General features: G+C 66.0%; 24 protein-coding genes. 8 read left to right on the plus strand and 16 right to left on the minus strand.

The window, feature by feature from the left end; genetic code table 11:
- Positions 1-70: 70 nt before the first annotated feature.
- The 3 genes from H9K76_RS12700 to H9K76_RS12710 all read left to right on the plus strand — a co-directional run bounded on the left by H9K76_RS12700 (position 71) and on the right by H9K76_RS12710 (position 3,067).
- Positions 71-1,003 carry a class I SAM-dependent methyltransferase gene (locus H9K76_RS12700; protein ID WP_187595795.1) on the plus strand — a complete coding sequence of 311 codons (933 nt, stop codon included), beginning with the start codon at positions 71-73 and terminating at the stop codon, positions 1,001-1,003.
- 359 nt (positions 1,004-1,362) lie between these two features.
- The gene (locus H9K76_RS12705) at positions 1,363-1,809 is read left to right on the plus strand and encodes a nucleoside deaminase (RefSeq protein WP_187600622.1); all 447 of its coding nucleotides are present in this window, start codon (positions 1,363-1,365) and stop codon (positions 1,807-1,809) included.
- A gap of 10 nt (positions 1,810-1,819) precedes the next feature.
- Entirely contained in the window at positions 1,820-3,067 is a 1,248-nt protein-coding gene (locus H9K76_RS12710; protein ID WP_187595796.1) for an MFS transporter, read from the plus strand.
- Positions 3,068-3,089: 22 nt separating this feature from the next.
- On the opposite strand, the gene H9K76_RS12715 is transcribed toward H9K76_RS12710, so the two are convergent.
- The 6 genes from H9K76_RS12715 to H9K76_RS12740 form a co-directional block, all read right to left on the minus strand.
- Complete coding sequence (locus H9K76_RS12715; RefSeq protein ID WP_187595797.1) at positions 3,090-3,977, minus strand: DMT family transporter; 888 nt, start codon at positions 3,975-3,977, stop codon at positions 3,090-3,092.
- A gap of 373 nt (positions 3,978-4,350) precedes the next feature.
- Entirely contained in the window at positions 4,351-5,034 is a 684-nt protein-coding gene (locus H9K76_RS12720) for an ABC transporter ATP-binding protein (RefSeq protein WP_187595798.1), read from the minus strand.
- Positions 5,031-6,686, minus strand: coding sequence for an ABC transporter permease (locus H9K76_RS12725; protein WP_187595799.1), 1,656 nt, complete (start codon positions 6,684-6,686; stop codon positions 5,031-5,033). Before H9K76_RS12725 ends, H9K76_RS12720 begins: the two co-directional genes overlap by 4 nt.
- Positions 6,687-6,759: 73 nt before the next feature.
- A complete protein-coding gene (locus H9K76_RS12730; RefSeq protein WP_187595800.1) occupies positions 6,760-7,794 on the minus strand; it encodes a Fe(3+) ABC transporter substrate-binding protein in 1,035 nt (344 codons plus the stop codon).
- Between the two features lie 168 nt (positions 7,795-7,962).
- A complete protein-coding gene (locus H9K76_RS12735; RefSeq protein WP_187595801.1) occupies positions 7,963-9,798 on the minus strand; it encodes an acyl-CoA dehydrogenase in 1,836 nt (611 codons plus the stop codon).
- Positions 9,799-9,887: 89 nt separating this feature from the next.
- Positions 9,888-10,823 (minus strand): LysR substrate-binding domain-containing protein, encoded by a 936-nt coding sequence (locus H9K76_RS12740; protein ID WP_187595802.1) that lies wholly within the window; start codon positions 10,821-10,823, stop codon positions 9,888-9,890.
- Positions 10,824-10,917: 94 nt separating this feature from the next.
- Between H9K76_RS12740 and H9K76_RS12745 the strand changes: the two genes are divergently transcribed.
- Together H9K76_RS12745 and H9K76_RS12750 are read left to right on the plus strand one after the other, a co-directional pair.
- Positions 10,918-11,907, plus strand: a complete 990-nt coding sequence (locus tag H9K76_RS12745) for a Bug family tripartite tricarboxylate transporter substrate binding protein (RefSeq protein WP_246474995.1) — start codon at positions 10,918-10,920, stop codon at positions 11,905-11,907.
- Positions 11,908-11,915: 8 nt separating this feature from the next.
- Positions 11,916-12,854, plus strand: coding sequence for an alpha/beta hydrolase (locus H9K76_RS12750; RefSeq protein ID WP_187595803.1), 939 nt, complete (start codon positions 11,916-11,918; stop codon positions 12,852-12,854).
- 73 nt (positions 12,855-12,927) lie between these two features.
- Here H9K76_RS12750 and H9K76_RS12755 read toward each other — a convergent pair whose 3' ends face one another.
- From H9K76_RS12755 to H9K76_RS12765, 3 genes are all read right to left on the minus strand, one after another.
- The gene (locus H9K76_RS12755; protein ID WP_187595804.1) at positions 12,928-14,103 is read right to left on the minus strand and encodes an acetyl-CoA C-acyltransferase; all 1,176 of its coding nucleotides are present in this window, start codon (positions 14,101-14,103) and stop codon (positions 12,928-12,930) included.
- Between the two features lie 34 nt (positions 14,104-14,137).
- A complete protein-coding gene (locus H9K76_RS12760) occupies positions 14,138-16,240 on the minus strand; it encodes a 3-hydroxyacyl-CoA dehydrogenase NAD-binding domain-containing protein (protein ID WP_187595805.1) in 2,103 nt (700 codons plus the stop codon).
- A gap of 176 nt (positions 16,241-16,416) precedes the next feature.
- Positions 16,417-17,028, minus strand: a complete 612-nt coding sequence (locus H9K76_RS12765) for a glutathione S-transferase (RefSeq protein ID WP_187595806.1) — start codon at positions 17,026-17,028, stop codon at positions 16,417-16,419.
- 150 nt (positions 17,029-17,178) lie between these two features.
- On the opposite strand from H9K76_RS12765, the gene H9K76_RS12770 reads away from it, so the two are divergent.
- Entirely contained in the window at positions 17,179-17,637 is a 459-nt protein-coding gene (locus H9K76_RS12770) for an Lrp/AsnC family transcriptional regulator (RefSeq protein WP_187595807.1), read from the plus strand.
- Between the two features lie 76 nt (positions 17,638-17,713).
- Here the strand turns inward: H9K76_RS12770 and H9K76_RS12775 are convergent, their stop codons facing one another.
- The 7 genes from H9K76_RS12775 to H9K76_RS12800 all read right to left on the minus strand — a co-directional run bounded on the left by H9K76_RS12775 (position 17,714) and on the right by H9K76_RS12800 (position 24,086).
- Positions 17,714-18,271, minus strand: a complete 558-nt coding sequence (locus H9K76_RS12775) for a peroxiredoxin (RefSeq protein ID WP_246474997.1) — start codon at positions 18,269-18,271, stop codon at positions 17,714-17,716.
- A 46-nt stretch (positions 18,272-18,317) separates the two neighbouring features.
- Complete coding sequence (locus tag H9K76_RS12780; protein ID WP_187595808.1) at positions 18,318-19,061, minus strand: ABC transporter ATP-binding protein; 744 nt, start codon at positions 19,059-19,061, stop codon at positions 18,318-18,320.
- Position 19,062: 1 nt separating this feature from the next.
- Positions 19,063-19,854, minus strand: coding sequence for an ABC transporter ATP-binding protein (locus tag H9K76_RS12785; RefSeq protein ID WP_187595809.1), 792 nt, complete (start codon positions 19,852-19,854; stop codon positions 19,063-19,065).
- Positions 19,851-20,231 (minus strand): hypothetical protein, encoded by a 381-nt coding sequence (locus H9K76_RS23675; RefSeq protein ID WP_425489579.1) that lies wholly within the window; start codon positions 20,229-20,231, stop codon positions 19,851-19,853. The genes H9K76_RS12785 and H9K76_RS23675 overlap by 4 nt, the downstream gene beginning before the upstream one ends.
- Before the next feature lie 14 nt (positions 20,232-20,245).
- Positions 20,246-21,094, minus strand: coding sequence for a branched-chain amino acid ABC transporter permease (locus H9K76_RS12790; RefSeq protein ID WP_425489581.1), 849 nt, complete (start codon positions 21,092-21,094; stop codon positions 20,246-20,248).
- 5 nt (positions 21,095-21,099) lie between these two features.
- The gene (locus H9K76_RS12795) at positions 21,100-22,056 is read right to left on the minus strand and encodes a branched-chain amino acid ABC transporter permease (RefSeq protein WP_187595810.1); all 957 of its coding nucleotides are present in this window, start codon (positions 22,054-22,056) and stop codon (positions 21,100-21,102) included.
- A 392-nt stretch (positions 22,057-22,448) separates the two neighbouring features.
- Positions 22,449-24,086: a 3-(methylthio)propionyl-CoA ligase gene (locus H9K76_RS12800; protein WP_187600625.1), complete on the minus strand. Its 1,638-nt coding sequence runs from the start codon at positions 24,084-24,086 to the stop codon at positions 22,449-22,451.
- Positions 24,087-24,537: 451 nt separating this feature from the next.
- On the opposite strand from H9K76_RS12800, the gene H9K76_RS12805 reads away from it, so the two are divergent.
- The gene (locus H9K76_RS12805) at positions 24,538-26,070 is read left to right on the plus strand and encodes a protein adenylyltransferase SelO (RefSeq protein WP_187595811.1); all 1,533 of its coding nucleotides are present in this window, start codon (positions 24,538-24,540) and stop codon (positions 26,068-26,070) included.
- The gene (gene msrB / locus H9K76_RS12810) at positions 26,067-26,477 is read left to right on the plus strand and encodes a peptide-methionine (R)-S-oxide reductase MsrB (RefSeq protein WP_187595812.1); all 411 of its coding nucleotides are present in this window, start codon (positions 26,067-26,069) and stop codon (positions 26,475-26,477) included. The genes H9K76_RS12805 and msrB overlap by 4 nt, the downstream gene beginning before the upstream one ends.
- Positions 26,478-26,484 lie beyond the last annotated feature (7 nt).

Raw genomic sequence — 26,484 nt, forward strand, 5'->3', positions numbered from 1 at the left:
TCTCGCCCCTTTCTCCGCGCAGCGTGCCGCAAGGCCCGCTGCTTTTTCCGTGCCCTCGAATCCTTCCACCATGCAAGCCCTGCTGGACACCATCGCTCACATGAGCCTGCCCACCGACGCCACACGCCTGTTCCATGGCCGTGGCGGCCTGCACGCAGGCTGCGAACATCTTTCCCTGGATGCATTTCCACCCGTGCTGGTGCTTACCAGCTTCATGGAACTGAATGACAGCGACATCGCCGCGATAGGTCACGCCCTTCAGCAGCGATGGGCGGTGATCGCGCCCGGGCAAGCGCTCAACTGGGTGCTCCAGATCCGCCTGCCAGGCGGCCAGGGACGCACCGAGCTGATGAGCGGCACGGTGCCCGAATCACACGTCGTGACCGAGGCAGGAACGCACTACGCAGTGCATGTGCTGCGCGGCCAGAACCACGGCCTGTTCCTCGACATGGCCGCCGGGCGGCAGTGGGTGCGCGAGCACATCGCCAACCAGCAGCGCGAGCCTGCCGCGCCCTTCCGGGTGCTCAACCTGTTCTCCTACACCTGTGCGTTTTCGGTCGTCGCGCTGCAGGCGGGTGCCACCAGCGTGATGAACATGGACATGAGCCGTGGGGCCCTGTCCATCGGGCAGCAGAACCACCGCCTCAACCAACTGGGCCAGGGGGCCAGCTTTCTCTCGCACGACATCTTCAGCAGCTGGGGCAAGATCACCCGTGGCGGCCCCTACCACCTGGTCATCGTCGATCCGCCCAGCTACCAGAAAGGCAGCTTCGTCGCGACCAAGGACTATGCGCGGCTGGTGCGCCGACTACCCGACCTGCTCACGCGCGGCGGCCATGCACTGATCTGCCTGAACGCCCCCGAGCTGCCGGAGTCGTTCGTGCACGACCACATGAGGAGCGAGGCGCCCGAGCTGCAATTCGTCGAGCGCGTCGCCAATCCGCCGGTGTTCGCCGACCGCGACCCCGACCGATCGCTCAAGGTGCTGGTCTACCGCCTGTGATGCAATCCCCATAAGCACAACCAGGTTGACGATGATTGCTATCATCAAGGGCTCTGCAAAACCCTCGCCATTCCGCTGGACGCGGATCGGGATGAGCCGCAAGGCGTCTTCTGAAGGCGAGCCATGGCTATTGACGAAAAAGACAACGCCGCGGATCGCATCCTCATTGCGAGCTCCCGCCATTCTTCATACAACGGGCAAGACTGATTGAACCGAATGCGGCCATCCCCGAAGCGGCGATGAGTCCGGCTTCACCGACAATCGGCTTGCCCAGCCACTCTCCCTACGTTACGGCGGCAGCATGCTGCCGTTGCGCCGTTCTTTCACAGGAATTTCCCATGCCCCACGAAACTGCGCTGATGCGCCAGGCCGTGCAGCTTGCACACGAGAACCGCCTGCAGGGCGGCCGCCCCTTCGGAGCCGTGCTGGTTCGCGACAACCAGGTGATCGCCACCGGCATCAACGAGATCGTGCAGTCGCACGACCCGAGCACGCATGCGGAAATGCAGGCCATCCGCAGCGCCACGCGCGCACTCGGGAACCCGTCGCTCGCGGGCTGCGAGATCTACGCGAGCGGCCACCCGTGCCCCATGTGCCTCGCGGCGCTGGTGATGACGGGGGTGGAGAAGGTCTTCTTCGCATTCGACAACAACGATGCAGCGCCCTACAACCTCTCCAGCGAAGGCACCTACCAGCGCTTGCGCCTGAGCCTGAATCCGCCGCCCCTGCCGATCGCCCGTGTGGATACCGGCATCACCGCCGCACAGCTGTATGGCGACGCACCCTGGCCGCAGGCACGGGACTGAAGGCGCGTGGATGTCACTGAGTTCTTCCACGACACCAACACCCCGGGGCACGCTCACACCCGCCTTCTGGATACTGGTCGTCGTCGCCGTCACCATCAATCTGCGCCCCTTCCTGACCGCGGTAGGCCCGCTCGGCCATGCGATCGGCGAGACCACCGGCATGACCCTGAGCCAGCTGTCCTGGCTCACCCTGCTGCCGATGGCGCTCATGGGCGTAGGCGCCTGGGTGGCCCCTTCGGCACTGCTGAGGCTGGGCGCCCGGCATGCGATATGCATGTCGCTCGTGTTGATTGCCGCCGGCTGCGCCCTGCGCTGGATCGGCGGCAGCGCCCCGGTCCTTCTGGCAACCGCGGCACTGTGCGGGGCGGGCGTGGCGCTCGTCCAGGGCATTCTGCCGGGCGTCATCAAGCGCCAGTCCCCACACAGCGTGGCCCCGATGATGGGCCTGTACTCCGCGGCCCTGATGGGCGGCGGCGCCCTTGGCGCACAGATCTCGCCGCTGGCCATGCAATGGGGTTGGGACTGGCGTGCGGCGCTGGCGCTCTGGACGGTGCCCGTCGTCATCGCGCTGCCGCTCGCCTGGAACGCCCTGGGGCGCATCCAGCTGCCGCCGCCACAGCCTCACGGCGCACGTTCCGGTGCACAACAGCCTGTCACGAGTGACACGCAATGGCTGATGCGCCGGCCACGCACCTGGGTGCTGATGGCCTGTTTCGGCCTCGTCAACGGTGGTTATGCCGCCGTCGTCGCCTGGCTTGCACCGTTCTACCAGTCGCATGGCTGGAGCGTCGCCAGCAGCGGCACGCTCGTCGCGATTCTCTCCATCGCGCAGGCCACCGCGGCACTGGGCCTGCCCGTGCTTGCGGCGCGCAGCAGCGACCGCAGGCCGTGGATTGCCTTCACGCTGCTGTGCCAGTTGGTCGGGTTCGGCGTGCTGGTATGGCGCCCCGACGCCTTCCCCACCCTCAATGCCATCGTCCTCGGCGCGGGCCTCGGAGGATGCTTTGCGCTGATGATGGTGGTCGCACTCGACCACCTGCCCTCACCGTCACAGGCAGGCGCCCTCAATGCGCTGATGCAGGGCGGCGGCTTCATCCTGGCCGCCACCGCACCGTGGGTGATCGCGCAGCTGCATGGCCTCACCGGCAGCTTCGCCGCCGGCTGGCTGTACCAGCTGGGTGCCGTCTGCGTGGTCGGCGTGCTGGTGGCCATGCTCGCGCCCACGGGCTACGCGCGCGCCATGCGGGCACCCGGCTGATGGCCCAGGGGTAATACCAGCACTAGCTCCGGTGCACCGCCACCACGCCCGCCAGGATGCACACCATGCCCAGCACCACCTGCCAGGGCATGGCGTTGCCCAGCAGCAGGAAGTCCAGGGCTGCGGTCACCGCGGGCACCAGATAGAACAGGCTGGTGACATTGACCAGATTGCCGCGCTGGATCAACCGGTGCAGCAGCAGCTGGGCAAGCCCCGATGTGACGATCGCGAGAAACAGCACCGGCAGCCAGAAGCGCCAGTCCATCTCCCAACGCAGCGGCTGGACCTGCGCGAACAGCACGCAGACCAGCAAGGTCGCCAGGTACTGCAGCGGCAGCACCTGCAGCGGTGATTGCCGCACGCGCTTTTGCAGAAGCGAGCCCGTGGTGATGCATGCCAGCGCACCAAGCGCGAAGGCCATGCCGCCCCCCACGCCCGGAGCATCGAACCCCGTGCGCGCAAGGCTCTGCCAGACCACCAGCTCCAGCCCCGCCAATGCCAGCAGCAGGCCGCACAGCCGGTAAGCGCCAAAGCGGCGCTCCACCAGCAGCAGCGTGAGGACGGGCTGCACGCCCAGCACCACGGCCAGCATGCCCGGGGTGATGCCCAGCGACATCGATTCGAAGTAGCACACCGAGTAGCCGGCGATCATCACCAGCCCTGCCGCTGCGACGGTGCCTCGCGTGCCCGGCTCAGGCAGCCAGCGGCGTGGATGGCCGATGATCGCCAGCAGCAGCACCAGCGCGATGCCGTAACGCGCGATCAGGATGGCGGATGCCGACCCGTGGTCCAGCGCCCAGCGCGTGACGATGGCCGAGCAGCCCCAGAGGAGCACGAAGGCGCATGCGGCAGCTGCGCCCGAAAGGGAACCCAGGCGCTGCGACAGCGCACTTGTTGGAAGAAAAGACATGACAAATTCACCTGCGATCAAGAGGAAGCAGGTCACGCCGTCGCCGCACCAGCCAAGCGCACAGGGGAGCGCAGACGGACGGCGATCAGGAAATGAGGAAGCGTGACCGGAAGATCAACCGACGCACTACACGCGATACGCGTTGCGGGCGCGGGAGGACCGGGAGGGGCCAGACCCGAAGCCGGGCGGCGGACAGGCCGCCATCGCGCGCGGTGGCGGCGCGAGGGTCATCGCAGGTGGGGGAGCATTCAGGAAATGGTCGAAGCAGCGCGCGTTCACGCCACCGGGGTTGCCGGATGCGTGGCAGTCGAGTCGAGTTGCTGCACGGTGCTGAGCCATGGGCACAGTATAGACCGGCCCTGCCCCGAAACGATCAGTGCGAACCCGCGTCCTGGGTTGCATGGGCAAGCGGCCGCATGACCAGCATGGAGTCGGCCATGGTGCGCGCCTCGCTCTCGTTGTGCGTCACCAGCACAGCCGTCTGCCCGGTCTGCTTGAGAATGTCGCGCACTTCCACGGTGAGACGTTCGCGCGTGGCAGCGTCGAGATTGGAGAACGGCTCGTCGAGCAACAGCAACGCGGGCGACGGAGCGAGCGCACGCGCGAGTGCCACGCGCTGCTGCTGGCCGCCCGACAGCTCGTGCGGATACTTGCGCCCCGCGTCCTGCAAGCCCACCAGCCTGAGCAGTTCATCGCAACGCGCGTTCTGCTCCGCGTGGGGCCTGCGGCGAAGGCCGAACACCACGTTCTGAGCGACGCTCAGGTGCGGGAACAGGCCGTACTCCTGGAACATCATGCCGACATGACGCTTCTCCGGCGGCAGGTGAACCGATGTGGATGACAGCACCGCGTCGCCCAGGCGGATCTCTCCACCCTGCACCGGCTCGAAACCCGCGATCGCGCGCAGCACCGAGGTCTTGCCGCAACCCGAGGGCCCGAGCAGGCTGGCAATGCTGCCCGACTGCACTTCCAGGCGGAAATCGCGCACGACGAAATGCGCACCGCGCAGTGTGTCGTAGGCAAGGCTGAGCTGATCGATTCGCAGTGCGGCTGTCATGATGGATTGTCCGGAATGTGCGCGAAGGCGTCCGAGTCGCCTGCCGCACCCGCCACACCGGATTGCGTTCGCGCCAGGAGCACCACCGGCAGCAGCCCCGCGATCACGATGAGCAGCGCGGCGACGGCGCCTTCTTCATAGGTTCCGCGCGCCGCCTCGCCGTACAGCCAGGTGGCAAGCGTGTCGAAATTGGCCGGGCGCAGCAATAGCGTGGCAGGCAGTTCCTTCATCGCATCGACGAAGACGAGCAGCGCGCTGGTCGCGATCGCCGGGCGCAGCAGCGGAAGATGCACGCGGGCCAGTGTGTAGAGCGGCGTTTCGCCAAGCAGGCGCGATGCCTGCTCGAGCGTCGAAGGAATGCGCTGGAGTCCCGATTCGATGCCGCCCACCGGGATCACCAGGAAACGGATCGTGCAGGCCACCACCAGCACCACACCCAGGCTCATCAGAGGCAGCCCCGGCAGATGCAGCATGCGCGCCACGCCGGCATCCACCGCCAGCGCGGGTGTCAGCAGGCCGATCGCCAGCACCGTTCCCGGCACCGCGTAGCCCAGCGTGGCGACCCGCGCCTGCCACCGCGAGGGATGGCGCGTGCTCACGCCACTGCGCGTGGCCCAGGCAACGATCAGCCCCGCCAGGACGGTGAGCACGGTCACGCCCATGGCCAGCGTCAGCGTATTGGCAAGGCTGGTCCAGAGCCCCGACGAAATGCCCTGCCCGAGGCGCAGCCGCTTGGCGGTCTCCCATGCCAGATAAGCCGCCGGCGCAACGAAGCCGATGAGCACAGGCAGCGCCGTGAACAGCGTCGCGCCCCAGGCCGCCGCGCCGCGCAGACGCTCCGGCTGGATCGGACGCATGCGCTGCGCCGAGCCGTAGCGTTGGTGGCGGCGGCCGCGCCGCTCGAGCCACACCAGCGCCACCACGGCCAGCAGCATCGAACAGGCGATCTGCGCCGCGCCGGCCAGATCGGTACGCGTGATCCAGGTCGTGTAGACCGACACCGTCAGGGTGTTCACGCCCAGGAATTCCGAGGCACCGATGTCGTTCAGCGTCTCCAGCAAGGCAAGGCTCAGGCCCACGGCCAGTGCGGGCCGCGCCATCGGCAGCGCCACCCGGCGGAACGCGCCGAAGCGGCTCTCCCCGAGCATGCGCGCCGCCTCCATCAGGTGGGCGGGCTGGGTGACGAACATGGCGCGTGCGGTCATGTAGACATACGGGTACAGCACGAAACCCAGCACGAAGATCGCGCCGCCCATGGAGCGCAGGTCCGGCAGGCGCCATTCGCGCGGACTGCTGTACCCCAGCATCCAGCGCAGTGCACCCTGCACCGGCCCGATGGGATGCAGCAGATCGAGATAGGCAAAGGCCACGATGTAGGCCGGCATCGCCAGTGGCAGCAGCAAGGCCCATTGCAGCACCTTGCGTCCTGGAAACTCATGGGCGCTGACGAGCCAGGCGCATCCCGTACCCACCACCAGCGTCAGCACGCCCACGCCTGCCAGCAGCATCGCCGTGTTGAGCGTGGCATCGGGCAGCACATGCTGCATCAGATGCTGCCAGTGCGCGTAGTCCGCGCCGAGGGCCAGCCAGATCAGCGACGCAATGGGCGCCAGCACGCCCAGCGCCACAAGCACGGAAACAGCCTGCCACATGCGCCCGACGGGGCGCAGCGGCGAGGCTGTCCGGAAGAAAGACCAGCGCTGGAAAAAGGGCGCTGTGAGACGATCAGCGGTCGAAGCCAACTTTGTCGACCAGCGCGCTGGCCTGCTTGCGGTACTTGGCGATCTCGGTCAGCGGCAGCGCATCGATCTTCAGCTCGCCGATGCTCTGCGCCACCACCGGATCGAGGGCCACGCCCTTGCGCACCGGATGCTCGTAGTTGGCCTGGGCGTACATGTTCTGTGCGGGCTCGGACACCAGGAACTCCAGCAGCTTCACCGCGTTCTCGCGGTGCGGTGCATGCTTGGCCACGGAGGCGCCCGAGATGTTCACGTGCGTGCCGCCGCTCTTGTCGTTGGCGAAGGTGGGCTTGATGACCTTGATGGCGTCGCCCCACTTGCGGGCGTCGGTGCCTTCCTTCGCAGCCTTCATGTGGCCCACGTAGTAAGTGTTGGCCAGGCCGACGTCGCAGATGCCGCCCAGGATGTCGCGCGCCACGTCGCGGTCGCCGCCGGTCGCCTTGCGCGCCAGGTTGTTCTTCACGCCCCGCAGCCACTGCTCCGTCTTCGCCTCGCCGTCGTGCGCGATCATCGCCGCGATCAGCGCGGTGTTGTAGGGATGCTGGCCGGCGCGAATGCAGACCTTGCCCTTCCACTTGGGATCGGCCAGGTCCTCGTAGCGGAAGCTCTTGAGCGGCAGGTTCTTTTCCGCGTACAGCACGCGGGCACGCATCGACAGCGTGTACCACTGGCCGTCGGCACCGCGCAGGTTCGCAGGAATCGCGGAGTCGAGCGCCGCGGACTTCACCGGCTGCGTCACGCCACCTTCCACCAGGTCGAGCAGATTGCCGGCATCCACCGTCATCAGCACGTCGGCGGGCGAACGATCACCTTCCGCCTTCACGCGCTCGAGCAGGCCATCCTTCACGAAGACCGTATTCACCTTCACCTGGGTCTGCGCCGTGAACGCGGACAGCAGCGGCTGGATGAGCGCAGGTTCACGCGTCGTGTAGAGCGTGACCTCCTCGGCCGCATGGGCGGAAACGGCAGCCGTGGCAGCCAGTGCGGCGAGTGTCATTGCGAAAGAAATGCGATGCTTCATGTCGATATTCCATGGATCATTGAATGCTTTGCGCGACAGCACCCATGCGGGCCGGTCACGTCGGAGTGCCGCAAATGGTAATGGTTCTCAACATTCTTTCCTCGCTTATCCCCTTGGCGCTCAGGTGATACCCGTGCAAGCCTTGATCCACGTCACGTTTGGTGTCCGTCAGAACGCGTCCAGCGGCATTTGGGCGCAAACCATGTTGCGCTCCTTCACCACCTGCAGCCAGGCACCGATCCTCGGCAGCTCATACTGGAAGAAATAGTCCGTCGCGCCCATGCGGCCGACGCTCTGCGGGTCGGACAGTGTTGCATCGCGGGAGAGCACGCTGCAGGCGACATCCAGCCACATCCAGGCAAGAACGGTATGGCCGAAGGCCTGCATGTAGGGCACGGCGTTGGCCAGCGCTTCCTCGGGCTGCTCGTTCGCCCAGGCCGCCTTGGTCGTGGCCCCCACGTCGGCCAGCGCACGCGCCAGCTGGTTGGCGTGCCCCGCGAGCCGCGCGTGCGCCATCGCCTTCTGGATCGTGGCATTCACGGTCTCGGCCAGCAGCATGAGCCCTGCCCCGCCCTGCATGCGCACCTTCCGGCCAAGCAGGTCGGCGGCCTGGATGCCGTGCGTGCCCTCATGGATCATGTTCAGGCGGTTGTCCCGCCAGTACTGCTCCACCGGGAAGTCACGCGTATAGCCATAGCCTCCATGCACCTGGATCGCGAGCGAGTTGGCCTCAAGGCACCATTCGCTGGGCCAGCTCTTGGCAATCGGCGTGAGCACCTCTAGCAGCAGCCGGGCCCGCTCGGCCTGCTCCCCGGCAGCCGTGCGGCCTTCGTCGACCAGCAGCGCGCAGTACAGGTTGAGCGCGAGAGCGCCCTCGCCATAGGCTTTCTGCGCGAGCAGCATGCGCTTGACGTCCGCGTGCTCGATGATGGCCACCGGTGCCTGCGCCGCATCCTTGCCTCCCACGCCCACGGGTCGGCCCTGCGTGCGCGTCTTTGCATAGTCAAGGCTCGCGTAGTAGCCTGCCAGGCCCAGCATCGTGGCCGCCATGCCGATCGCGATGCGCGCCTCGTTCATCATGTGGAACATGTTCTTGAGGCCTTCACCGGGCTGCCCGACCAGGTAGCCGATCGCGCCCGGCCCGCCGCGCACGGGATACCGGCCCTCGCCGAAGTTCAGCAGCGTATTGGTCGTGCCGCGCCAGCCCAGCTTGTGGTTCAGGCCCGCCAGCGCCACGTCGTTGCGCTCGCCCGTGAGTTCGCCCTGCTCGTTCACGAGCTGTTTGGGAACGATGAACAGCGAGATGCCCTTAACGCCCGGAACCAGCTTCCCGTCGGCCCCTGGGATCTTCGCCAGCACCAGGTGCACGATGTTTTCCGTGAGCTCGTGTTCGCCCGCGCTGATCCACATCTTGTTGCCGCGCAGGCGATAGCGCGGGCCCAGCACATCGCCCTCGAAATCAACGCCATCGGGCTCGGCGCGCGTGGCGATGTCGCTCAGGGACGAGCCCGCCTGCGGCTCGGACAGGGCCATCGTGCCCGCCCAGCGTCCGTTGAATTCATTGGCAGCGAACACGCGTTGCTGCACTGGCGAGCCGGCGACCAGGATCGCATTGGCGTTCGCCGAGGTCAGCATGCTGGTGTTGATGCTGACGGAAGCACAGGCAAAGAAACCGTTGGCCGCGGCCTCCACCACATAGGGCAGTTGCATGCCGCCCAGTTCATAGTCCTGCGCCGCGCTCAACATGCCGCTGTCTGCATAGGCCTGGCGCGCATCGTAGGTGCACCGCGGCAGGATCACGCGCTCGCCGTCGAAATGCGGTTCCTCCACATCGACGGTGCGATTGAACGGTGCGAATTTCTCGCGTGCAATGCGCTCGCAGGTGTCGAACACGGCATCGAAGGTTTCCCGCGAGTGATCGGCGAACCGCTCGCGCTGCGCGAGCCGGGAAACGTCAAGCCAGTCGTGAAGAAGAAAGTCCGCAGTGCTGCGCAGGTTGCTCATGGCGATTTCGTGAAGAAGGGAGGACAAAAGTGCTCACGAAGAATACCGAGTTGTCGCCGCGCGTGCGAGCCTCCATGGTCGCCTTGGCGTCACGGGCTGGCTCGTGAATGCGGCGCGGAACGCAGGGCATCCAGCACCATGTCCATGGCCTGGCTCGGCTCACGCGTATCCCACACCATGCCCACCGGGCCGACGTTGGAACTCAGCTGCGGCGACAGCCTCGCGAGCAAGCGCTGCTGCTGGTTGCGGCGCGCTGCCGCCCCCGACTGCACGCCGATGCAGTCGGTCAGCCGCAGGACCTCCTCGGTCACCGTCGTCGAGGCGGATTCCAGCCACACGCGTGGCAGCGTCATGCCGTTGTCGAGAAAGCTCGCATCGATCGCACGGCGCAGCGCCGTATCGGGAGGCGGCAGCACCCACGGGTAATCGTGCAGGTCGCACCACGTCACGCTGCGCCTGCGTGCCAGCGGATGCCCAGGCCGCACCACGATGGCATGGACGTCGTCGAACAGCGTCTCCTGCCGCAGGCCGGACCGGTACGCACGCTCGTCGAGCCTGCCGACGATGATGTCCAGCTCATTGCGCTCGAATCGTTGCCAGAGCCCGGCGGCAATGTCCTCGACGACACGCAGTTGCGGATAGCCGGGCCGCGACTGCAACTGCACGATGGCCCGGGGAACAAGCTCGACTGCCGCCACCAGCATCACCCCCAGGCGCACGGTGCCCACGGCTCCCGCGGCCACGGCGAGCAGCTCGCTCTCGAGTTCGTGCGAGTCGGCCAGCATGCGCCGTGCGTGCCGCAGTACCGGGGGAAGAAAGGCGGTGGGACGAATCTGCCGCCCGCGTGTGAACAGCTGAACACCCAGCGCCGACTCGATTTCCGCAAGCCACTGCGACACCGCGGGCTGCGTGCTCCGCAACGCTTCCGCGGCCCCCGTGAGGCTGCCGCAGCGCTCGATCGCGAGCAGCACCTCCAGATGCCGCAGCCTCAGGCGCCACAGGCTCAGTGCGAATTTCTCATTCATAGCAAAAATCCATGCTTTCAGAGAGATTTAGCCATAGATCATTATGGATAAATGCATCACGATGGCAAGCACTGCAGTCCCTCAGGAGTGAGTCATGCCGTTTCACCTGGTCAGAGCAATTTTCACCACAGCCGCGGGCGCGATGCTCGCCCTGGTGGCCATGCCCTCCCAAGCACAAGCCACGTGCACGCCCGACAGGCCGGTGCGCCTCGTCGTTCCCTTCCCGGCCGGCGGCGGCACGGACATCATCGCGCGCCGTCTGGCCGAGCACCTGCGCCAGGACCTCAAGCAGCCTGTCGTCGTGGACAACCGTGCGGGAGCCAGCGGCAACATCGGAGCGGAAAACGTGGCCCATGCCGCGCCCGACGGATGCACGCTGATGCTCACGGCAGCGCCGTTCGCCATCGCGCCGGCCGTGTTCAAGGGACTGAGCTTCCATCCCGTGAAGGACTTCACCGCGATTGCCAAGGTGGCTTCCGTTCCCCTGCTCGTCGTGACGCGCGCCGACTCCCCGCTCAAGAGCATGGCCGACCTGATGGAGGCCGCCCGGCGCAAGCCGGACGCCATCAGCTACGGCACGTTCGGAACCGGTGCGCCGCCGCATCTGGTGGGCTCGCAGATCCAGCGGCTCGGCAATTTCCACATGACCCACGTTCCGTACAAGGGCGGCCAGGCGGCGCTGCCCGACCTGCTGTCGGGCCAGCTCGATATCGCCATCATGGATGTGGTGTCGATGACGCCTCTGATTCGCGCCGGCCGGCTGCGCGCACTCGCCATCACCGGGCCGCAGCGCACCGCGGCCCTGCCCGATGTGCCGACCCTCGCGCAGGCAGGGATCGCCTTCGATACCGTGGGCTGGTATGCCATCTTCGGTCCCGCGAAGATGGACCCGGCCACCACGGCGCGCATCAACCAGGCCGCGAACCGTGCGATGAAGCTCCCCGACATGACGAAGGCCGTGCTCGATGGCGGCGCATTGCTCGTCGATCCACCACCCACGGCCGAGCAGTGGCAGGCGGCCTTCAACGACGAAGTGCGCATCTGGGGCGAAGTCGCCAGAAGCGCCAACATCTCGCTGGATTGAGTCCGCACATGCAATACATGAATCCCGCCGCTTCTTCGCAGGCAGACCTCGGCAGCAACACAGGCCGCAACAGGGGTGGCGTGACCATTCTGCGTGGCATTCCCTATGGCAGCGCGATCGTGGGCTGGAGCTCGCCCGCGCCCGCGCGGCGCACGCTGGCCATGGATGTCTACCTGCCGCACGGCCCGTCGTCATCCCCCCGCCCCGCCATCGTGATGGCATTCGGCGGTGCCTTTCATCGCGGCTGCAAGGAGGACGACAGTTTCGAGGCCGAAGGGAAGAACACATCCGTGGCCGAGTATTGCAACCGCTTTGCGCAAAGAGGTTATGTAGCGGCATCCATCGACTACCGGCTCGTGCCCGAAGACCCGTCACCGGGCGATACGCCCGTGGTGAGGCGTCCCCAGGACATTCCCACATCCCGGGTCTCCTACGTACGCAAGGTGATGGGCCTGCCTCCCGCAACGCCCGCCATGCTCTGGGCCGGCATCGAGGCCGCCAGTGACGACATGCGCGATGCGATTGCCTTCCTGCATGCCAAGGCCGGCGAGTGGAACATCGATCCCCGTCGCGTGGCCGCGGGCGGCTTTTCCGCCGGGGCGCGCACGGCGTTGAACGCCGCCTTCGGAGAGAAGGCGCGGGTCGCGGCGGTGATCTCGCTCTCGGGCTACATCGACGTCCGGGACCTGCGCGCCCACGGGCTGACAGGCAACTCGGCACCGCCGGTGCTGCTGGTCAACGGCTCGCGGGATCTGGACTACATCATCCGGAACATGCCCGATCTGACGACATGCATGAATGACCTGGGCATCCGCCACGAGCATTGGGTGGTGAAGGATGCCGGGCACTTCTATCCGCGCACCGCTGCGGCCGACCGCTGTGGCGGCCAGCCCGCCGAATGCAGCGTGGAGGACGCCATGGCCAGGTTCCTGGACGCCACTCTCTAAGAGCGTGTTCCAAAACACCAAGGGCCCGCCCTCTGTCCGAGGTGCGGGCCCCTGTGTCCTGGTGGAGTCAGACTCAGAACACTTCGAATACGCCTGCGGCTCCCATGCCACCACCGATGCACATGGTCACGCACACGCGCTTGGCGCCGCGACGCTTGCCTTCGATGAGGGCATGACCAGTCAGGCGCTGGCCGCTCACGCCATAGGGGTGGCCCAGCGCGATCGCGCCGCCATTGACGTTGAGGCGGTCCGCTGGAATGCCCAGCTTGTCGCGGCAGTACAGCACCTGCACCGCAAAGGCCTCATTGAGCTCCCACAGATCGATGTCCTGCACGGTGAGGCCCAGCTTCTTGAGCACCTTGGGCACGGCAAACACCGGGCCGATGCCCATCTCGTCAGGCTCGCATCCGGCCACAGCGAAACCGAGGAAACGGCCCAGCGGCTTGAGATCGTGGCTGCTGGCATAGCCCTCGCTCACCACCACACAGGCGCCCGCGCCGTCGGAGAACTGGCTGGCATTGCCGGCCGAGATCACGCCACCGGGCAGCGCTGGCTTGATGCCGCTGATGCCTTCCTTGGTCGTGCCTTCGCGCAGGCCTTCGTCCGCGCTCACGGTCACTTCCTTGGTGATCAGGCCAAGGGTCTTGTCCACCACGCCGGCCGTCACGGTGATCGGCGCGATCTCGTCCTTGAAGAGTCCTGCGGCCTGGGCGGCACAGGCCCGCTGCTGGCTCGCTGCGCCGTATTCATCCATGGCATCGCGGCCGATGTGGTAGCGCTTGGCCACCTGTTCTGCCGTCTGCAGCATGCTCCAGTAGATCTCGGGCTTCTGCTTCTCCAGCGCGAGGTCCTTGATCATGTGCAGGTTCATTTCCTGCTGCACGCACGAGATGCTTTCCACGCCGCCGGCCACATACACATCACCCTCGCCCGCGATGATGCGCTGCGCCGCCGTGGCGATGGTCTGCAGGCCCGAGGAGCAGAAGCGGTTGATGGTCATGCCCGACGTGGTGATCGGCAGGCCGGCCTTGAGCGCGATCTGGCGCGCAATGTTCATGCCGGTCGCACCCTCGGGGTTGGCGCAGCCCATGAGCACGTCATCGACGTCTGCGCCCTCGATACCGGCGCGCAGCACGGCCTGCTGCACGGCGTGGCCGCCCAGCGTCGCGCCGTGGGTCATGTTGAAGGAGCCCTTCCAGCTCTTGGCAAGCGGCGTGCGGGCGGTGGAGACAATCACTGCGGAGGTCATTGCGATATTCCTTGTATTCTGTTCTGTAGGGGGATCACTCGAACGTCTTGCCTTCGGCGGCCAGCGTCTCGATGAGCTTGGCCGGCTTCCAGGCCTTGGCGTCGTCCAGCGGATTGCGCGCGAAGCGCTTCATCGCCTGGAGCACGTTGAACAGCCCCACCTCGCCCGCGTAGTGCATCGGGCCTCCGCGCCACACCGGGAACCCATAGCCGGTGAGGTAGACCATGTCGATGTCACCCGACTTGGATGCAATGCCCTCCTCCAGGATCTTCGCGCCTTCGTTCACCAGCGAGAAGATCAGGCGTTGCACGATCTCGTCGTCGGAGATCTTGCGCGGCGTGATGCCCTGCTGCTGGCGGTAGTCCTCGATCATCTTGGCGACCACCGCGCTCGGCTTGGCATCGCGCTTGCCGGCCTCGTAGTCATACCAGCCCGCGCTGGTCTTCTGGCCGAAGCGGCCCATCTCGCACAGCAGGTCGGCGGTCTTGCTGTACTTGATGTCCGGCTGCTCGACATAGCGGCGCTTGCGGATCGCCCAGCCGATGTCGTTGCCCGCCATGTCGATCATGCGGAACGGGCCCATCGGGAAGCCGAACTTCTCGATGGCCTTGTCCACCTGCTGCGGCGTCGCGCCCTCGTCGAGCAGGAACCCGGCCTGCTGGCTGTAGCGCTCGATCATGCGGTTGCCGATGAAGCCGTCGCACACGCCCGACACCACGGCCGTCTTCTTGATCTTCTTGGCCAGCGCCATCACCGTGGCGAGCACGTCCTTGGCGGTCTTCGCGCCGCGCACCACTTCAAGCAGCTTCATCACGTTGGCCGGGCTGAAGAAGTGCATGCCCACCACGTCCTGCGGACGCTTGGTGAATGCGGCAATCTTGTCCACGTCCAGCGTCGAGGTGTTGGAGGCGAGGATCGCGCCGCTCTTTGCCACTTCGTCGAGCTTGCTGAACACCTGCTCCTTCACGCCGAGGTCCTCGAACACGGCCTCGATGATCAGGTCGCAGTCCTTGAGGTCGTCGTAGGACAGCGTGGTGGACAACAGCGCCATGCGCGCCTCGTACTTGTCCTGCTTGAGCTTGCCCTTCTTGATCTGCGCTTCGTAGTTCTTGCGCATGATGCCGACGCCGCGCTCCAGGGCCTCCTGCTTCATTTCAAGCATCGTCACGGGGATGCCCGCGTTCAGGAAGTTCATGGCGATGCCGCCACCCATCGTGCCCGCGCCGATCACGCCCACCTTCCTGACGTCGCGCTTCGGCGTATCGGACGGCACGTCGGGAATCTTCGATGCCGCGCGCTCAGCGAAGAACAGATGCCGCAGCGAACGCGACTCCGGCGTCATCATGAGATTGAGGAACAGATCGCGCTCGGTCGTCAGGCCGTCTTCGAAATTGCGCGACTTCGTGGCGGCCTCCACCGCATCCACGCACTTGGCAGGAGCAGGGAAATTCTTCGCCATGCCCTTGACCATGTTGCGTGCGAACTGGAAATACGCCTCGCCCTGCGGATGCTTGCAAGGCAGGTTGCGCACCAGCGGCAGTGGACGCACATCGGCCACCTTGCGCGCGAACTCCAGGGCTTCTGCCGGCAGCGACTCCACCGAAGCGGCCAGCTTGTCGAACAGCTTCTGGCCAGGGATCATGGCCAGCATCTCGCTGGGGACGGCCTCGCCCGTGGCGATCATGTTGGTGGCAGGCTCCACGCCGATCACGCGCGGCAGGCGCTGCGTGCCGCCCGCACCCGGCAGCAGGCCCAGCTTCACCTCGGGCAGCGCCACGGTGCAGCCGGGAGCCGCCACGCGGTAGTGGCAGCCCAGCGCCAGCTCCAGCCCGCCCCCCATGCAGACGGTATGGATCGCGGCCACCACCGGCTTGCTGAAATTCTCGAGGGCACGGATCACGGAATGCAGATTGGGGTCCTGCAGCGACTTGGGCGTGCCGAATTCCTTGATGTCGGCACCGCCCGAGAACGCCTTGCCGGCACCCGTGATGATCACGGCCTTGATGCCCGCGTCATCCTCCGCCCTGCTCAGCGCATCCACGATGCCCTGCCGGGTCTCCAGACCCAACCCGTTCACGGGTGGATTGTTCAGGGTGATCACCGCCACGTCGCCGTGGACTTGGTACTCTGCCGTCATTGCGGTTGCTCCTCAGTTTGGAATGAGACTGGACTGAAAAACGAACGATCGTCCGAATTTCTGAAAGTCTAGCGGGGAGCCTGTCCGAAGTTTGTCTACTTTGAGACAAGCACGGCAAGAATACCGGATGCCGGGATGCCGGACGTGGTGCCCGGCGTCCCGGCGCGTGGTGAAGGTCAGACGGCAGAAGGAAAGGCGCGGAAAGCCTCCAACTGCTCGGCCGCATCGGAGAGCCTTGCAATGTGGGGATGTTTCGACGCATCCACGCGGCCCGGCAGCATCAGCCGCGTGAAGTCCCAGGCCACCGCTGTCGCGATCAGCCCGTGCGTCATCCGGGTTTCGTCCACCACTGCGGGGGGCCGCGCGATGTCTGCTTCCAGCGCCGCATACGCGGCGTCCAGCTGGCGGGCCACCCGATCCAGCCATGGCTGGTGGCGCCGCTCCTCCGGGCGCAATTGGTATTCGTAGACGATCTGCACGGTTTTCTCGCATGCCGCGAGGGCCAGTCCCGTCCATCGCAGATCACGCAAACGCTCGGGCGCCGAAACGGGCGTGAGGCTGCGTGATGCCAACGGCTCGGCCCATTGCAGGATCAGCGTCGAATCCATCAGCACCGTTCCGTCATCCGCGACCAGCGTCGGGGCCTTCACGACGGGGTTGATCCGGCTGAACTCCTCGAAGGCGCCGAAGACGGAAAGCGCGCGGTGCTCGAACGGCAGCCCCAGCAGGCGCAGCGAGATCGCCACGCGACGAACATAGGGCGAGTCGAGCATTCCGATGAGTTGCATGGCATTTTTCCCTGAAGTGGTGTGAGGCTTGTACGATAGGCAGGCGAGCACCGTTCGGACAGCGCAATGCATCGGAAACGCGGCCCGCAAATCGATGATCCATCGGTAACCGGCACCCCGGGTGCCGCATCTCCTTCATCTCCTCGAACCATGCGACTCGACAAGAAAGACTGGCTGATCCTTGAAGCATTGCAGATCGACGCGCGGCAGAGCCTGGCGGCACTAGGCAAACGCATCGGCCTGTCGCAGCCCGCGATGAGCGAGCGCGTGCGCAAGCTGGAAGATGCCGGCGTGATCGAAGGCTATGGCGCGCGAGTCAACCTGCGCAAGGTCGGCGTGGGCCTGGCCGCCATCATCCGCATCGAAACCAATCATGCGGGCATCGCCCCCTATCTGCAGCTGTTCGAGGCCATGCCCGAAGTGCTGGAGGCCGACCGCGTGACCGGACAGGACTGCTTCATCGTGCGCTGCGCCATCGCGGATCCCGCTGACCTGGAACGCGTGGTCGATGCGCTGGCCGTGCACGGGTCGGTGACCACATCGCTGGTGCTGTCCAGCCCGGTGCGCAAGCATGCCACGGTGCAGGCACTGCGCATGCCTGCCCGCTGAAGCCGACGCCAAGTTGTAGCTCCCCCTACTCCACCTCCGTACTGCAATACGCGGCAGGCGGTCGGCAAGGAATTCCTCAGCGCCCTGCCCCCTTCATCTGCCTGACGGCCTCCAGGGTTCCCGTCACATGTTCCATGGGATCGATGCCCTCGTGCACGTACACCACCTTGCCGTTCTGGCCGATGACGTAGGAGATGCGGTTTGCCGTGCCGGGCCGCGCGCCGCTCGATGCATCGTAGGCGCGGATGGTCTGAGCCTGCGGGTCTGATGCCACGGCGAACTGGTCGCGGCAGGCCTCGGTCGAGAACTTCCTGAGTGTGTCGATGTCGTCGTGGGAAATGCCCACCACCGATGCACCCAGCCGGTTGAACTCCGGCGTGGATTCGGCAAATGCGTGTGCCTCGAGGGTGCAGCCCTGCGTGAAGGCTTTCGGGAAGAAGTACAGGACGACGGGGCCCTTCTTGAGCGCGGCCGACATGTCGAACCCGAATGTCTTGCCCGCCAGGGCCGCCGTGGTGGCGAAGGAAGGCGCGGCGTCCCCGGGCTTCAGCGCCGCCTGTGCACCGCCCGCAAGGGCGAGCAGCAGTGCCCCGGTGGCCGCCATGCCGCGAGGGATCATCGCAAGCTGTCTCATGAATTCATCTCCTGAAGAGGGCGATGACGGGAGCTTACAACGATCATCAGGCGGAGTCCGAGACCTCCAGCCATTCCCTGCGTAGATCCGGTCTTTGCAGGAATTGCGCGGGCGGGCCGTCGAAGCGCACCTCGCCCTGCCCCATCAGCACCACGCGATCGGCCACGTCGAGCGCCATGTCGAGTTTCTGCTCGATCAGCAGCACACCAAGGCCGCGCTCCTTCAGCAGTGAAAGATGCCGCGCGATCTGCGCGCAGACCATGGGTGCGAGCCCCTCCGTGGGTTCATCGACGATGACGAACCGTGGCGCTCCCATCAGGGTGCGGCACAGCGTCAGCATCTGCTGCTCGCCACCCGACAGCACGCCCGCAGGGACATGCCTGCGCGCATGCAACTGGGGAAACATCGCATACATGTCGCTTGAGGCCCACCGCGGGCCCTGCCCGCCTGCATCCGCACCGGCACGCATCCCCTCAAGCCCGCCCGGCTTCTCGCCCAGCAGCAGGTTCTGCTCGACGGTGAGCGTGGGAAACACGTCGCGGCTCTCGGGCACGTAGCCTATGCCGGCCCGGGCGATTTCGAAGGTCTGCAGGCCCGCGAGGTCGCGGCCACGCCAGCGCATCACACCCTGCCACGACACCATGCCCATGATGGCCTTGGCAAGCGTCGAGCGTCCCGATCCGTTGCGACCGAGCAAAGCCACGATCTCGCCCTCGGCCAGGTCAAGGCTCACGCCACGCAACACATGGCTCTTGCCATAGAACGCCTGCAGGCCCGATAGGTGCAGCATCTCAGTGGGCTCCTGTCTTCTGCGCGGTGTCCCGTGCACCGAGGTAGGCCTGCTGCACGGCGGGGTGGGCGCGGATGTCCTGCGGCGTGCCGAACGCGATCAACTCGCCCTGTGCAAGCACGGCGATGCGGTCGGCCAGGCTGAATACCACGCTCATGTCGTGCTCCACCGTGGGTAGCGTCCGGCCCTCGGTCAACTGCCGGATGAGCCCGGTGAAATGCGTTGTCTCGCTGCGGCTCATGCCCGCCGTGGGCTCGTCAAGCAGCACCACGCGCGGGCCGCCGGCCACCGTGATGCCGAGCTCCAGCGCCCTCTGCTCCGCGTAGCTCAGCTGCGATGCGAGCGTATCGCGCCTGTGCGCAAGCCCCAGCCGAGCCAGCAGGTCTTCGGTGCGCTCATTGGCGCCCCGAGCGTGCGTGAGGCGACGCCAGAATGCGTAGCGATATCCCGTGCTCCACAGAGCGCTGCAGCGCAGGTTCTCGAACACGCTCAGGTTGGAAAACAGGTTGCTGACCTGGAAGCTGCGCGCCAGACCCAGCCGATTGATTTCAAACGGCCGCCTGCCGCCGATGCGCTCGCCATGCATCAGCACCTCGCCAGCGCTTGGGTCCATGCCGCCGCTGATCAGGTTGAAGAGCGTGGACTTGCCGGCCCCGTTGGGCCCGATGATGGCCACGCGCTCGCCGGCGTTCACCGACAGCGTCACGCCGCGCAGGATCTCGGTGCGGCCAAAGCGCTTGCACAGGTTGCGCAGCTCGAGTGCCGGCGCTCCGGAGGGTGCTGCGCCGCTCATGAGGATTCCCCAGGCACCCGGCGTGAGATGGCCAGCACACCCCAGCCCAGCAGGACCAGAAAGCCCGCGGCCATCCAATGAACGGTGCTGCCGACATCCAGCGTGAACCACAGGAAACGCAGGGTGGGGTCGATGTCGCCATCCAGTTGCAGGTGATAGAGCATCTCCACCAGGGCACTGCCGCCCAGCAGCATCAACGCCGCAGCGACGGCTTGCACCACGTAACGCCCCGCATGGCGCCGGATGCGGCCTTCGCGCAGGGCCTGCGTCAGCGCAACCATCCCGCCCGCAACGCCGCCGGGGGCGAACATCACCATGAGCACGAATGCCAGTCCCAGGTAGAGCAGCCATGCCTGCGTGTAATGCGACAGCAGCATCGAGGAACACACCATCAGCACGGCGCCGATGACGGGACCGAAGAAATAGCCGGCACCGCCCAGGAACGTGAACAGCAGATACCCCCCGAACGCGCCATGCCCAGGCTGTCGGCGCCGGTGACGATCTCCAGGTGGATCGCCATGAGGGCGCCGCCCACGCCCGCGAAGAAGCCGGAGACCATGAAGGCCAGGTGACGCACGCGCTGCGGGTTGTAGCCGACGAATGCAGCGCGTACCGGGTTGTCGCGCACCGCATTGAGCATGCGCCCCAGCGGCGTTCCGGTGAAGAGGTACATGGCCACGGCACAGGCCATGCAGTAGGCGGCGATGAGGTAGTACACCTGCCGGGCCGGGCCGAAGGTCAGCCCGAGCCAGGGCGATCCATACACGCGATCGATGCCGATGCCGCCCTCGCCGCCGAACACCCCGGGAAACATCAGCGCGACGGCGGCGGCCAGCTCCCCGATGCCGAGCGTGATCATCGCGAAGGTCGTGCCCGCCCTGCGCGTGCAGATGAAACCCAGCACCGCAGCGGCAGCCCCCCCGGCCAGTCCGCCCAACAGCGGCATGAACGGCAGGGGAATGGCCGGCGCACCCTGCGAGGCCAGCCGGATCGCATGCACCGCTGCGAACGCTCCCAGCCCGGTATAGACCGCATGGCCGAAGCTCAGCATGCCGCCCTGCCCGAACAGGATGTTGAAGGACAGGCAGATGATGATGGCGCAGCCGATCTGCGAGAGCACACTGAGCGCCATGCTGCTGCCAAAGACCAGCGGGGCCGCGGCAAGCAGGATGCCCAAGGCGACAAAGCCCAGCGGGATCGATCCACGCGTCGCATTGGTCGAGCCGGTCAAGCGAGCCATGGCACTCAGCCCTCGCGCGTTCCGAGCAGGCCGCGCGGCCTGACGGCCAGCATCAGCACCAGCAGCAGGAATGGCAGGATCGGCGCGATTTGCGCCACGCTGAGCTGCAGCAGCGCGGAAGCACCGACCCGCTGCGCATCGAGCGCCACGCCGAGCGCCCCCAGCAGTTGCGCAACCGACAGGTTCACGCCCACGGCCAGGGTCTGCACCACGCCGATCATCAGCGACGCAATGAACGCCCCGGCCAGCGAGCCCAGTCCGCCCACCACCACCACGACAAAGACGATGGACCCCACCGATGCCGCCATGCCGGGTTCGGTCACATAGGTATTGCCGCCGATGACGCCCGCCAGCCCTGCAAGCGCGCAGCCCGCCCCGAACACCAGCATGAACACGCGCGGCACGTTGTGCCCCAGCGCCTGCACCATGTGCGGATGCGTGAGCGCGGCCTGGATCACAAAGCCGACACGGGTACGCTTGAACAGGAACCACAGGGCCAGCATGACCAGCACGGCCACCAGCATCATGAATGCGCGCGAGCGCGGGAACTGCACGCCGTACAGGTCGAACAATGCCCCCTGCAGCGATGGCGGCAGGGCATAGGGAACCACCGAACGCCCCCAGAGCAGTTGCACCACCTCGAGCACCAGGTAGGCCAGCCCGAAGGTCACCAGCAGCTCCGCCACATGCCCGAAGGCATGCACCCTGCGCAGCACGAACCGCTCGAACAATGCGCCCAGCAGCCCCACGAGCAGCGGGGCCGCCACCAGCGCGGGCCAGAAACCGATGTGGCCCGACAGCGTCCAGCCGAGGTAGGCACCCAGCATGTAGAAACTGGCATGCGCGAAGTTGAGCACCCCCATCATGCTGAAGATCAGCGTGAGCCCCGAGCTCAGCATGAACAGCAGCAGGCCGTAGCTGATGCCGTTCAATAGCGAGATCGCAAGGTATTCAGGACTCATGGGCAGACATCACGGACGGAAATCGACAGGCAGGAAATGAGATGAGAGGTGCGTGCTCGAAACAGGAGCTCTCCATGAAGACGCGGCGCGCGCCGCACCCGGAAAAAAAGGTTCATCACGCATTGTCGGGATGAGCGCGAGGTTTTCCAAACGACAGCCTAAGCAGCGCGCGCCCGCTTTGAACTGTCCACCCCAATGCTGAGATGGCCCTAGAGACGCGACGCAAAGGCGAAGACAGTACTTTGGTACGGCAAGCCTTTGCAACAAAGTATGAGGGGCCATATCAGCACCTCCAAACGAAGACTCTCACCCCAAGCGCCGCGCACCCATTCGTCACGCGACCCATATGCCCCCGGTATTCCGTGAAGCACCAAAAAACCGGGCCCCTGCCGTCACAGTCCCGGCAGCTTGTAGTCCTTCAGGTCCTCGCGCAGCTTGGTCTTGAGCATCTTGCCCGTGGCCCCGAGCGGAATCGCATCGACGAACACCACGTCATCGGGAATCTGCCACTTGGCCGTCTTGCCTTCATAGAACTTGAGCAGTTCCTCGCGGGTGAGCTCGGCGCCCGGCTTCTTCGCCACGGCGATGATGGGACGCTCGTCCCACTTGGGGTGCGGCATGCCGATGCACGCGGCCATGGCCACGGCCGGATGCGCCATCGCGATGTTCTCGATGTCGATGGAGCTGATCCACTCACCGCCGGACTTGATCACGTCCTTGGTGCGGTCCGTGATCTGCATGAAGCCATCGGGATCGATGGTGGCCACGTCCCCCGTGGGGAACCAGCCGTGCCCCCGCTCGTCCTCGACCAGCGGGCTGCTGCCCTTGTAGTAGCTGTGCAGCACCCAGTGGCCGCGCGCCATCAGGTCGCCGTAGCTCTTGCCGTCCCAGGGTTGCTCCTGGCCTTCGGCATTGACGATCTTCAGGTCGACGCCGTGGAACGCACGCCCCTGCTTCTGCAGCAGCTTCATCTGCTCGTCGCGCGGCAGGCCCAGGTGCTTGTTCTTGAGCGTGGAGAGCGAGCCGAGCGGGCTCATTTCGGTCATGCCCCAGGCATGCAGCACGGTCACGCCATACTGGTCCTGGAACGCATCGATCATGGCCGGCGGGCAGGCCGATCCCCCGATGATGGTGCGGTTGAGCGAGTGGAACTTCAGCCCGTTGGCGGAGACATGGTTGAGCAGCATCTGCCAGACCGTGGGAACGCCCGCGGCCATGGTCACGCCTTCGGCCTCGATCAGCTCGTAGATCGACTTGCCATCGAGCGCCGGCCCCGGGAACACCACCTTGGCGCCGGCCAGCGCCGCCGTGTACGGCGTGCCCCAGGCGTTCACATGGAACATCGGCACGACCGGCAGGATCGCGTCGCGCGCCGAGATGTTCATCACATCAGGCAGCGCGGCCGCGAATGCGTGCAGGACCGTCGAGCGATGGCTGTACAGCGCGCCCTTGGGGTTGCCCGTGGTGCCGCTCGTGTAGCACAGGCTCGACGCCGTGTTCTCGTCGAAATCGGGCCAGTCGTAGTCGTCGCCCTGCGCGCCGATCCAGGCCTCGTAGCTCTCCAGGTTCGGGATGCCGGTGTCGGCCGGAAGCCTGTCCGCATCGCACAGGGCGATCCACTTGCGCACCGTCGGGCATTTGTCGTGGACGGCCTGGATGATCGGCAGGAAGGTCGTGTCGAAGCACAGCACCTGATCCTCCGCATGGTTCACGATCCAGGCGATCTGTTCCGGGTGCAGGCGGGGATTGATGGTATGCAGCACGCGTTCGGAACCGCTCACCCCGTAGTACAGCTCCATGTGGCGATAGCCGTTCCAGGCCAGCGAGGCCACACGGTCGCTGGCGGCGACCTTCATGGCGTCGAGCGCCTTGGCCACCTGGCGCGCACGGCGTGCCAGATCCCGGTAGGTGTAGCGGTGGAGATCCCCCTCCACGCGACGCGAAACGATTTCTGCATCCCCGTGATGCCGTTCCGCGAACCGGATCAGGGACGAGATCAGCAGGGGTTGGTTTTGCATCAGGCCCAGCATGCTTATTGGCTCCTTCATCTTCACATTCATTGGTAACCAGGGAACCTCTGCAAAACTCCCTGCCATCGTCTGAACGCGGCCTCGGGCGATCCGCGGCGTTGTCTTTTTCGTCAATAGCTACGGCTATTGCCTTCAAAAGACGCCTTGCGGCTCATCCCGATCCGCGCCCAACCGATTGGCGAGGGTTCTGCAGAGGTTCCCCAGCGGGATGCGTCAGGAGACAGGGGGATAGAAAGGGCCAATCCCCCGGCCCGGACGCCATCATCGGCCCACATCGTAGCGATGAATGGTGGTTGAACTGACGTTTTGCTGTCACCTTCGGCGCAGCATTCGTTGTGCACTGCAACATAAAAGCTGGTGGCAGCCTTTCCCAGGGCTCCAGAGGGCCATTGCATGGGCGAGCGATGGCCTTGAGGCCGACAGGTCATCGTCTCAGGCGGACAATGGAGCCATGCTCCAGGAAACAGAGACCACCCCACGACCTCTCGAATCGCCCACGGACGGCACGCCAGGCTGGCTGAAGCTTCCCGGCCTTGCGCAGCTCGGCCCGGCCTTCTTCACGGCGCTGCGCCCCACCCCGCTGTCGCAGCCGCACTGGATTGCGCGCAACGCGGATGTGGCCCGACTGGCAGGCATCGATCCGCAATGGCTGCAGAGCGAGGAAGCGCTGGTCATCCTGAGCGGCAGCACCGTGGCCGAGGGCACGCAGCCGGTCGCCACCGTTTACAGCGGACACCAGTTCGGAGTCTGGGCCGGCCAGTTGGGTGACGGCCGGGCGATCCTGCTCGGCGAAACGCGGGGCGGCCAGGAAATCCAGCTCAAGGGCAGCGGTCGTACGCCCTATTCCCGCATGGGCGACGGGCGCGCCGTGCTGCGTTCATCCATCCGCGAGTATCTCTGCAGCGAAGCGATGCATGGCCTGGGCATTCCGACCACCCGTGCCATGGCACTGATCGGCTCGCCCGACGCGGTGTATCGCGAGCAGCCCGAAACCGCCGCCGTCGTGGCGCGCGTGGCGCCCAGCTTCATCCGCTTCGGGCATTTCGAGCATTTTTCCGCGCGCGGCGACGAGGCATCCCTGCGCAAGCTGGCCGACCATGTGATCGACCGTTTCTACCCGGAATGCCGCAGCGGCGAGGCCTTCGAGGGCAATGCCTACGCGCAGTTGCTGCACGCGGTGAGCGAACGCACGGCCGCCCTGCTGGCACAGTGGCAGGCGGTCGGTTTCTGCCACGGCGTGATGAACACCGACAACATGAGCATCCTGGGCCTGACGATCGACTACGGTCCATTCCAGTTCCTCGATGCCTATGTGCCCGGCCACATCTGCAATCACAGCGACAACCGGGGCCGCTATGCCTTCGACCAGCAGCCGAGCGTGGCCTACTGGAACCTGCTGTGCCTTGCCCAGGCGCTGCTGCCGCTGATCGGCAAGGAAGAAACCGCCCGCGCGGCCCTGGAAAGCTATCCCCCGGCGTTCGCCCGCGAGTTCAAGCTGCGCATGGCCGCGAAGATGGGGTTGCCGTCCCGGGCGGCCGAAAGCGAAGCCTTCGTGCAGGTGCTCCAGTCGCTGTTCGACCTGATGGCACAGGACGCCGTCGACTACACCATCTTCTGGCGCCGCCTGTCGCATGCGGCGAATGCGACAGGCTCCGAGGCGCCCTCTGCGCAGTTTGCGCCGGTGCGCGATCTGTTCCTGCAGCGCGAGCTGGCCGACTCCTGGCTCGATCGCTACCGCGAGCTGCTCGCGCAGCACGCCGATCCCGCGGCCTGCAAGGCGATGCTGAGGGTCAATCCCCGCTTCGTGCTGCGCAATCACCTGGGAGAGATGGCGATACGCGCGGCGTCGCAAGGGGATTTCTCTCTTGTGAATACACTTCAGGACATCCTGACAACGCCCTTTGATGAACACCCGGGACACGACAGCCTCGCGGACTTTCCGCCCGACTGGGCGTCCCACATCTCCATCAGTTGCTCCTCATGACCTTTCCGATCGAAAAATCCGACGCCGAATGGCTGCAGACACTGCGCGACAAGGGCGCCGAGCCGCGCGCCTTTGATGTCACGCGGCACGCAGCCACCGAGCGGCCGTTCACCGGCAAGTACGAAGCCTTCTGGGCCGACGGCAGCTACCACTGCATCTGCTGCGGAGCCAAGCTGTTCGACTCGAACACCAAGTTCGACGCGGGCTGCGGCTGGCCGAGCTTTTCCGAAGCCATTCCCGGCTCGATCCGAGAGATCGAGGACCACAGCCACGGCATGGTCCGCGTGGAAACGGTATGCGCGCAATGCGGCGCGCATCTCGGCCATGTGTTCCCGGACGGCCCTGCGCCCACGGGCCTGCGCTACTGCATGAATTCAGCGTCGCTGGACTTCGACCCCAAGGAATGACGGCTTC

It is taken from the genome of Diaphorobacter ruginosibacter (assembly GCF_014395975.1).
In the GTDB taxonomy this organism is placed as follows: Bacteria; Pseudomonadota; Gammaproteobacteria; order Burkholderiales; family Burkholderiaceae_C; genus Diaphorobacter_A; species Diaphorobacter_A ruginosibacter.

What these genes read in the sequence shown, in the direction of transcription:
- H9K76_RS12720 (WP_187595798.1), bottom strand. Translation starts at nt 5,034, where the DNA reads ATGACAGCCGCACTGCGAATCGATCAGCTCAGCCTTGCCTACGACACA.
- H9K76_RS12780 (WP_187595808.1), bottom strand. Translation starts at nt 19,061, where the DNA reads ATGCTGCACCTATCGGGCCTGCAGGCGTTCTATGGCAAGAGCCATGTG.
- H9K76_RS12705 (WP_187600622.1), top strand. Translation starts at nt 1,363, where the DNA reads ATGCGCCAGGCCGTGCAGCTTGCACACGAGAACCGCCTGCAGGGCGGC.
- H9K76_RS12725 (WP_187595799.1), bottom strand. Translation starts at nt 6,686, where the DNA reads ATGTGGCAGGCTGTTTCCGTGCTTGTGGCGCTGGGCGTGCTGGCGCCC.
- H9K76_RS12765 (WP_187595806.1), bottom strand. Translation starts at nt 17,028, where the DNA reads ATGCAACTCATCGGAATGCTCGACTCGCCCTATGTTCGTCGCGTGGCG.
- H9K76_RS12775 (WP_246474997.1), bottom strand. Translation starts at nt 18,271, where the DNA reads ATGAGACAGCTTGCGATGATCCCTCGCGGCATGGCGGCCACCGGGGCA.
- H9K76_RS12750 (WP_187595803.1), top strand. Translation starts at nt 11,916, where the DNA reads ATGCAATACATGAATCCCGCCGCTTCTTCGCAGGCAGACCTCGGCAGC.
- H9K76_RS12755 (WP_187595804.1), bottom strand. Translation starts at nt 14,103, where the DNA reads ATGACCTCCGCAGTGATTGTCTCCACCGCCCGCACGCCGCTTGCCAAG.
- H9K76_RS12730 (WP_187595800.1), bottom strand. Translation starts at nt 7,794, where the DNA reads ATGAAGCATCGCATTTCTTTCGCAATGACACTCGCCGCACTGGCTGCC.
- H9K76_RS12710 (WP_187595796.1), top strand. Translation starts at nt 1,820, where the DNA reads ATGTCACTGAGTTCTTCCACGACACCAACACCCCGGGGCACGCTCACA.
- H9K76_RS12760 (WP_187595805.1), bottom strand. Translation starts at nt 16,240, where the DNA reads ATGACGGCAGAGTACCAAGTCCACGGCGACGTGGCGGTGATCACCCTG.
- H9K76_RS12745 (WP_246474995.1), top strand. Translation starts at nt 10,918, where the DNA reads ATGCCGTTTCACCTGGTCAGAGCAATTTTCACCACAGCCGCGGGCGCG.
- H9K76_RS12735 (WP_187595801.1), bottom strand. Translation starts at nt 9,798, where the DNA reads ATGAGCAACCTGCGCAGCACTGCGGACTTTCTTCTTCACGACTGGCTT.
- H9K76_RS12785 (WP_187595809.1), bottom strand. Translation starts at nt 19,854, where the DNA reads ATGAGCGGCGCAGCACCCTCCGGAGCGCCGGCACTCGAGCTGCGCAAC.
- H9K76_RS12805 (WP_187595811.1), top strand. Translation starts at nt 24,538, where the DNA reads ATGCTCCAGGAAACAGAGACCACCCCACGACCTCTCGAATCGCCCACG.
- msrB (WP_187595812.1), top strand. Translation starts at nt 26,067, where the DNA reads ATGACCTTTCCGATCGAAAAATCCGACGCCGAATGGCTGCAGACACTG.
- H9K76_RS12790 (WP_425489581.1), bottom strand. Translation starts at nt 21,094, where the DNA reads ATGGCTCGCTTGACCGGCTCGACCAATGCGACGCGTGGATCGATCCCG.
- H9K76_RS12700 (WP_187595795.1), top strand. Translation starts at nt 71, where the DNA reads ATGCAAGCCCTGCTGGACACCATCGCTCACATGAGCCTGCCCACCGAC.
- H9K76_RS12795 (WP_187595810.1), bottom strand. Translation starts at nt 22,056, where the DNA reads ATGAGTCCTGAATACCTTGCGATCTCGCTATTGAACGGCATCAGCTAC.
- H9K76_RS12740 (WP_187595802.1), bottom strand. Translation starts at nt 10,823, where the DNA reads ATGAATGAGAAATTCGCACTGAGCCTGTGGCGCCTGAGGCTGCGGCAT.
- H9K76_RS12770 (WP_187595807.1), top strand. Translation starts at nt 17,179, where the DNA reads ATGCGACTCGACAAGAAAGACTGGCTGATCCTTGAAGCATTGCAGATC.
- H9K76_RS12800 (WP_187600625.1), bottom strand. Translation starts at nt 24,086, where the DNA reads ATGCTGGGCCTGATGCAAAACCAACCCCTGCTGATCTCGTCCCTGATC.
- H9K76_RS12715 (WP_187595797.1), bottom strand. Translation starts at nt 3,977, where the DNA reads ATGTCTTTTCTTCCAACAAGTGCGCTGTCGCAGCGCCTGGGTTCCCTT.
- H9K76_RS23675 (WP_425489579.1), bottom strand. Translation starts at nt 20,231, where the DNA reads ATGCTGCTGTCGCATTACACGCAGGCATGGCTGCTCTACCTGGGACTG.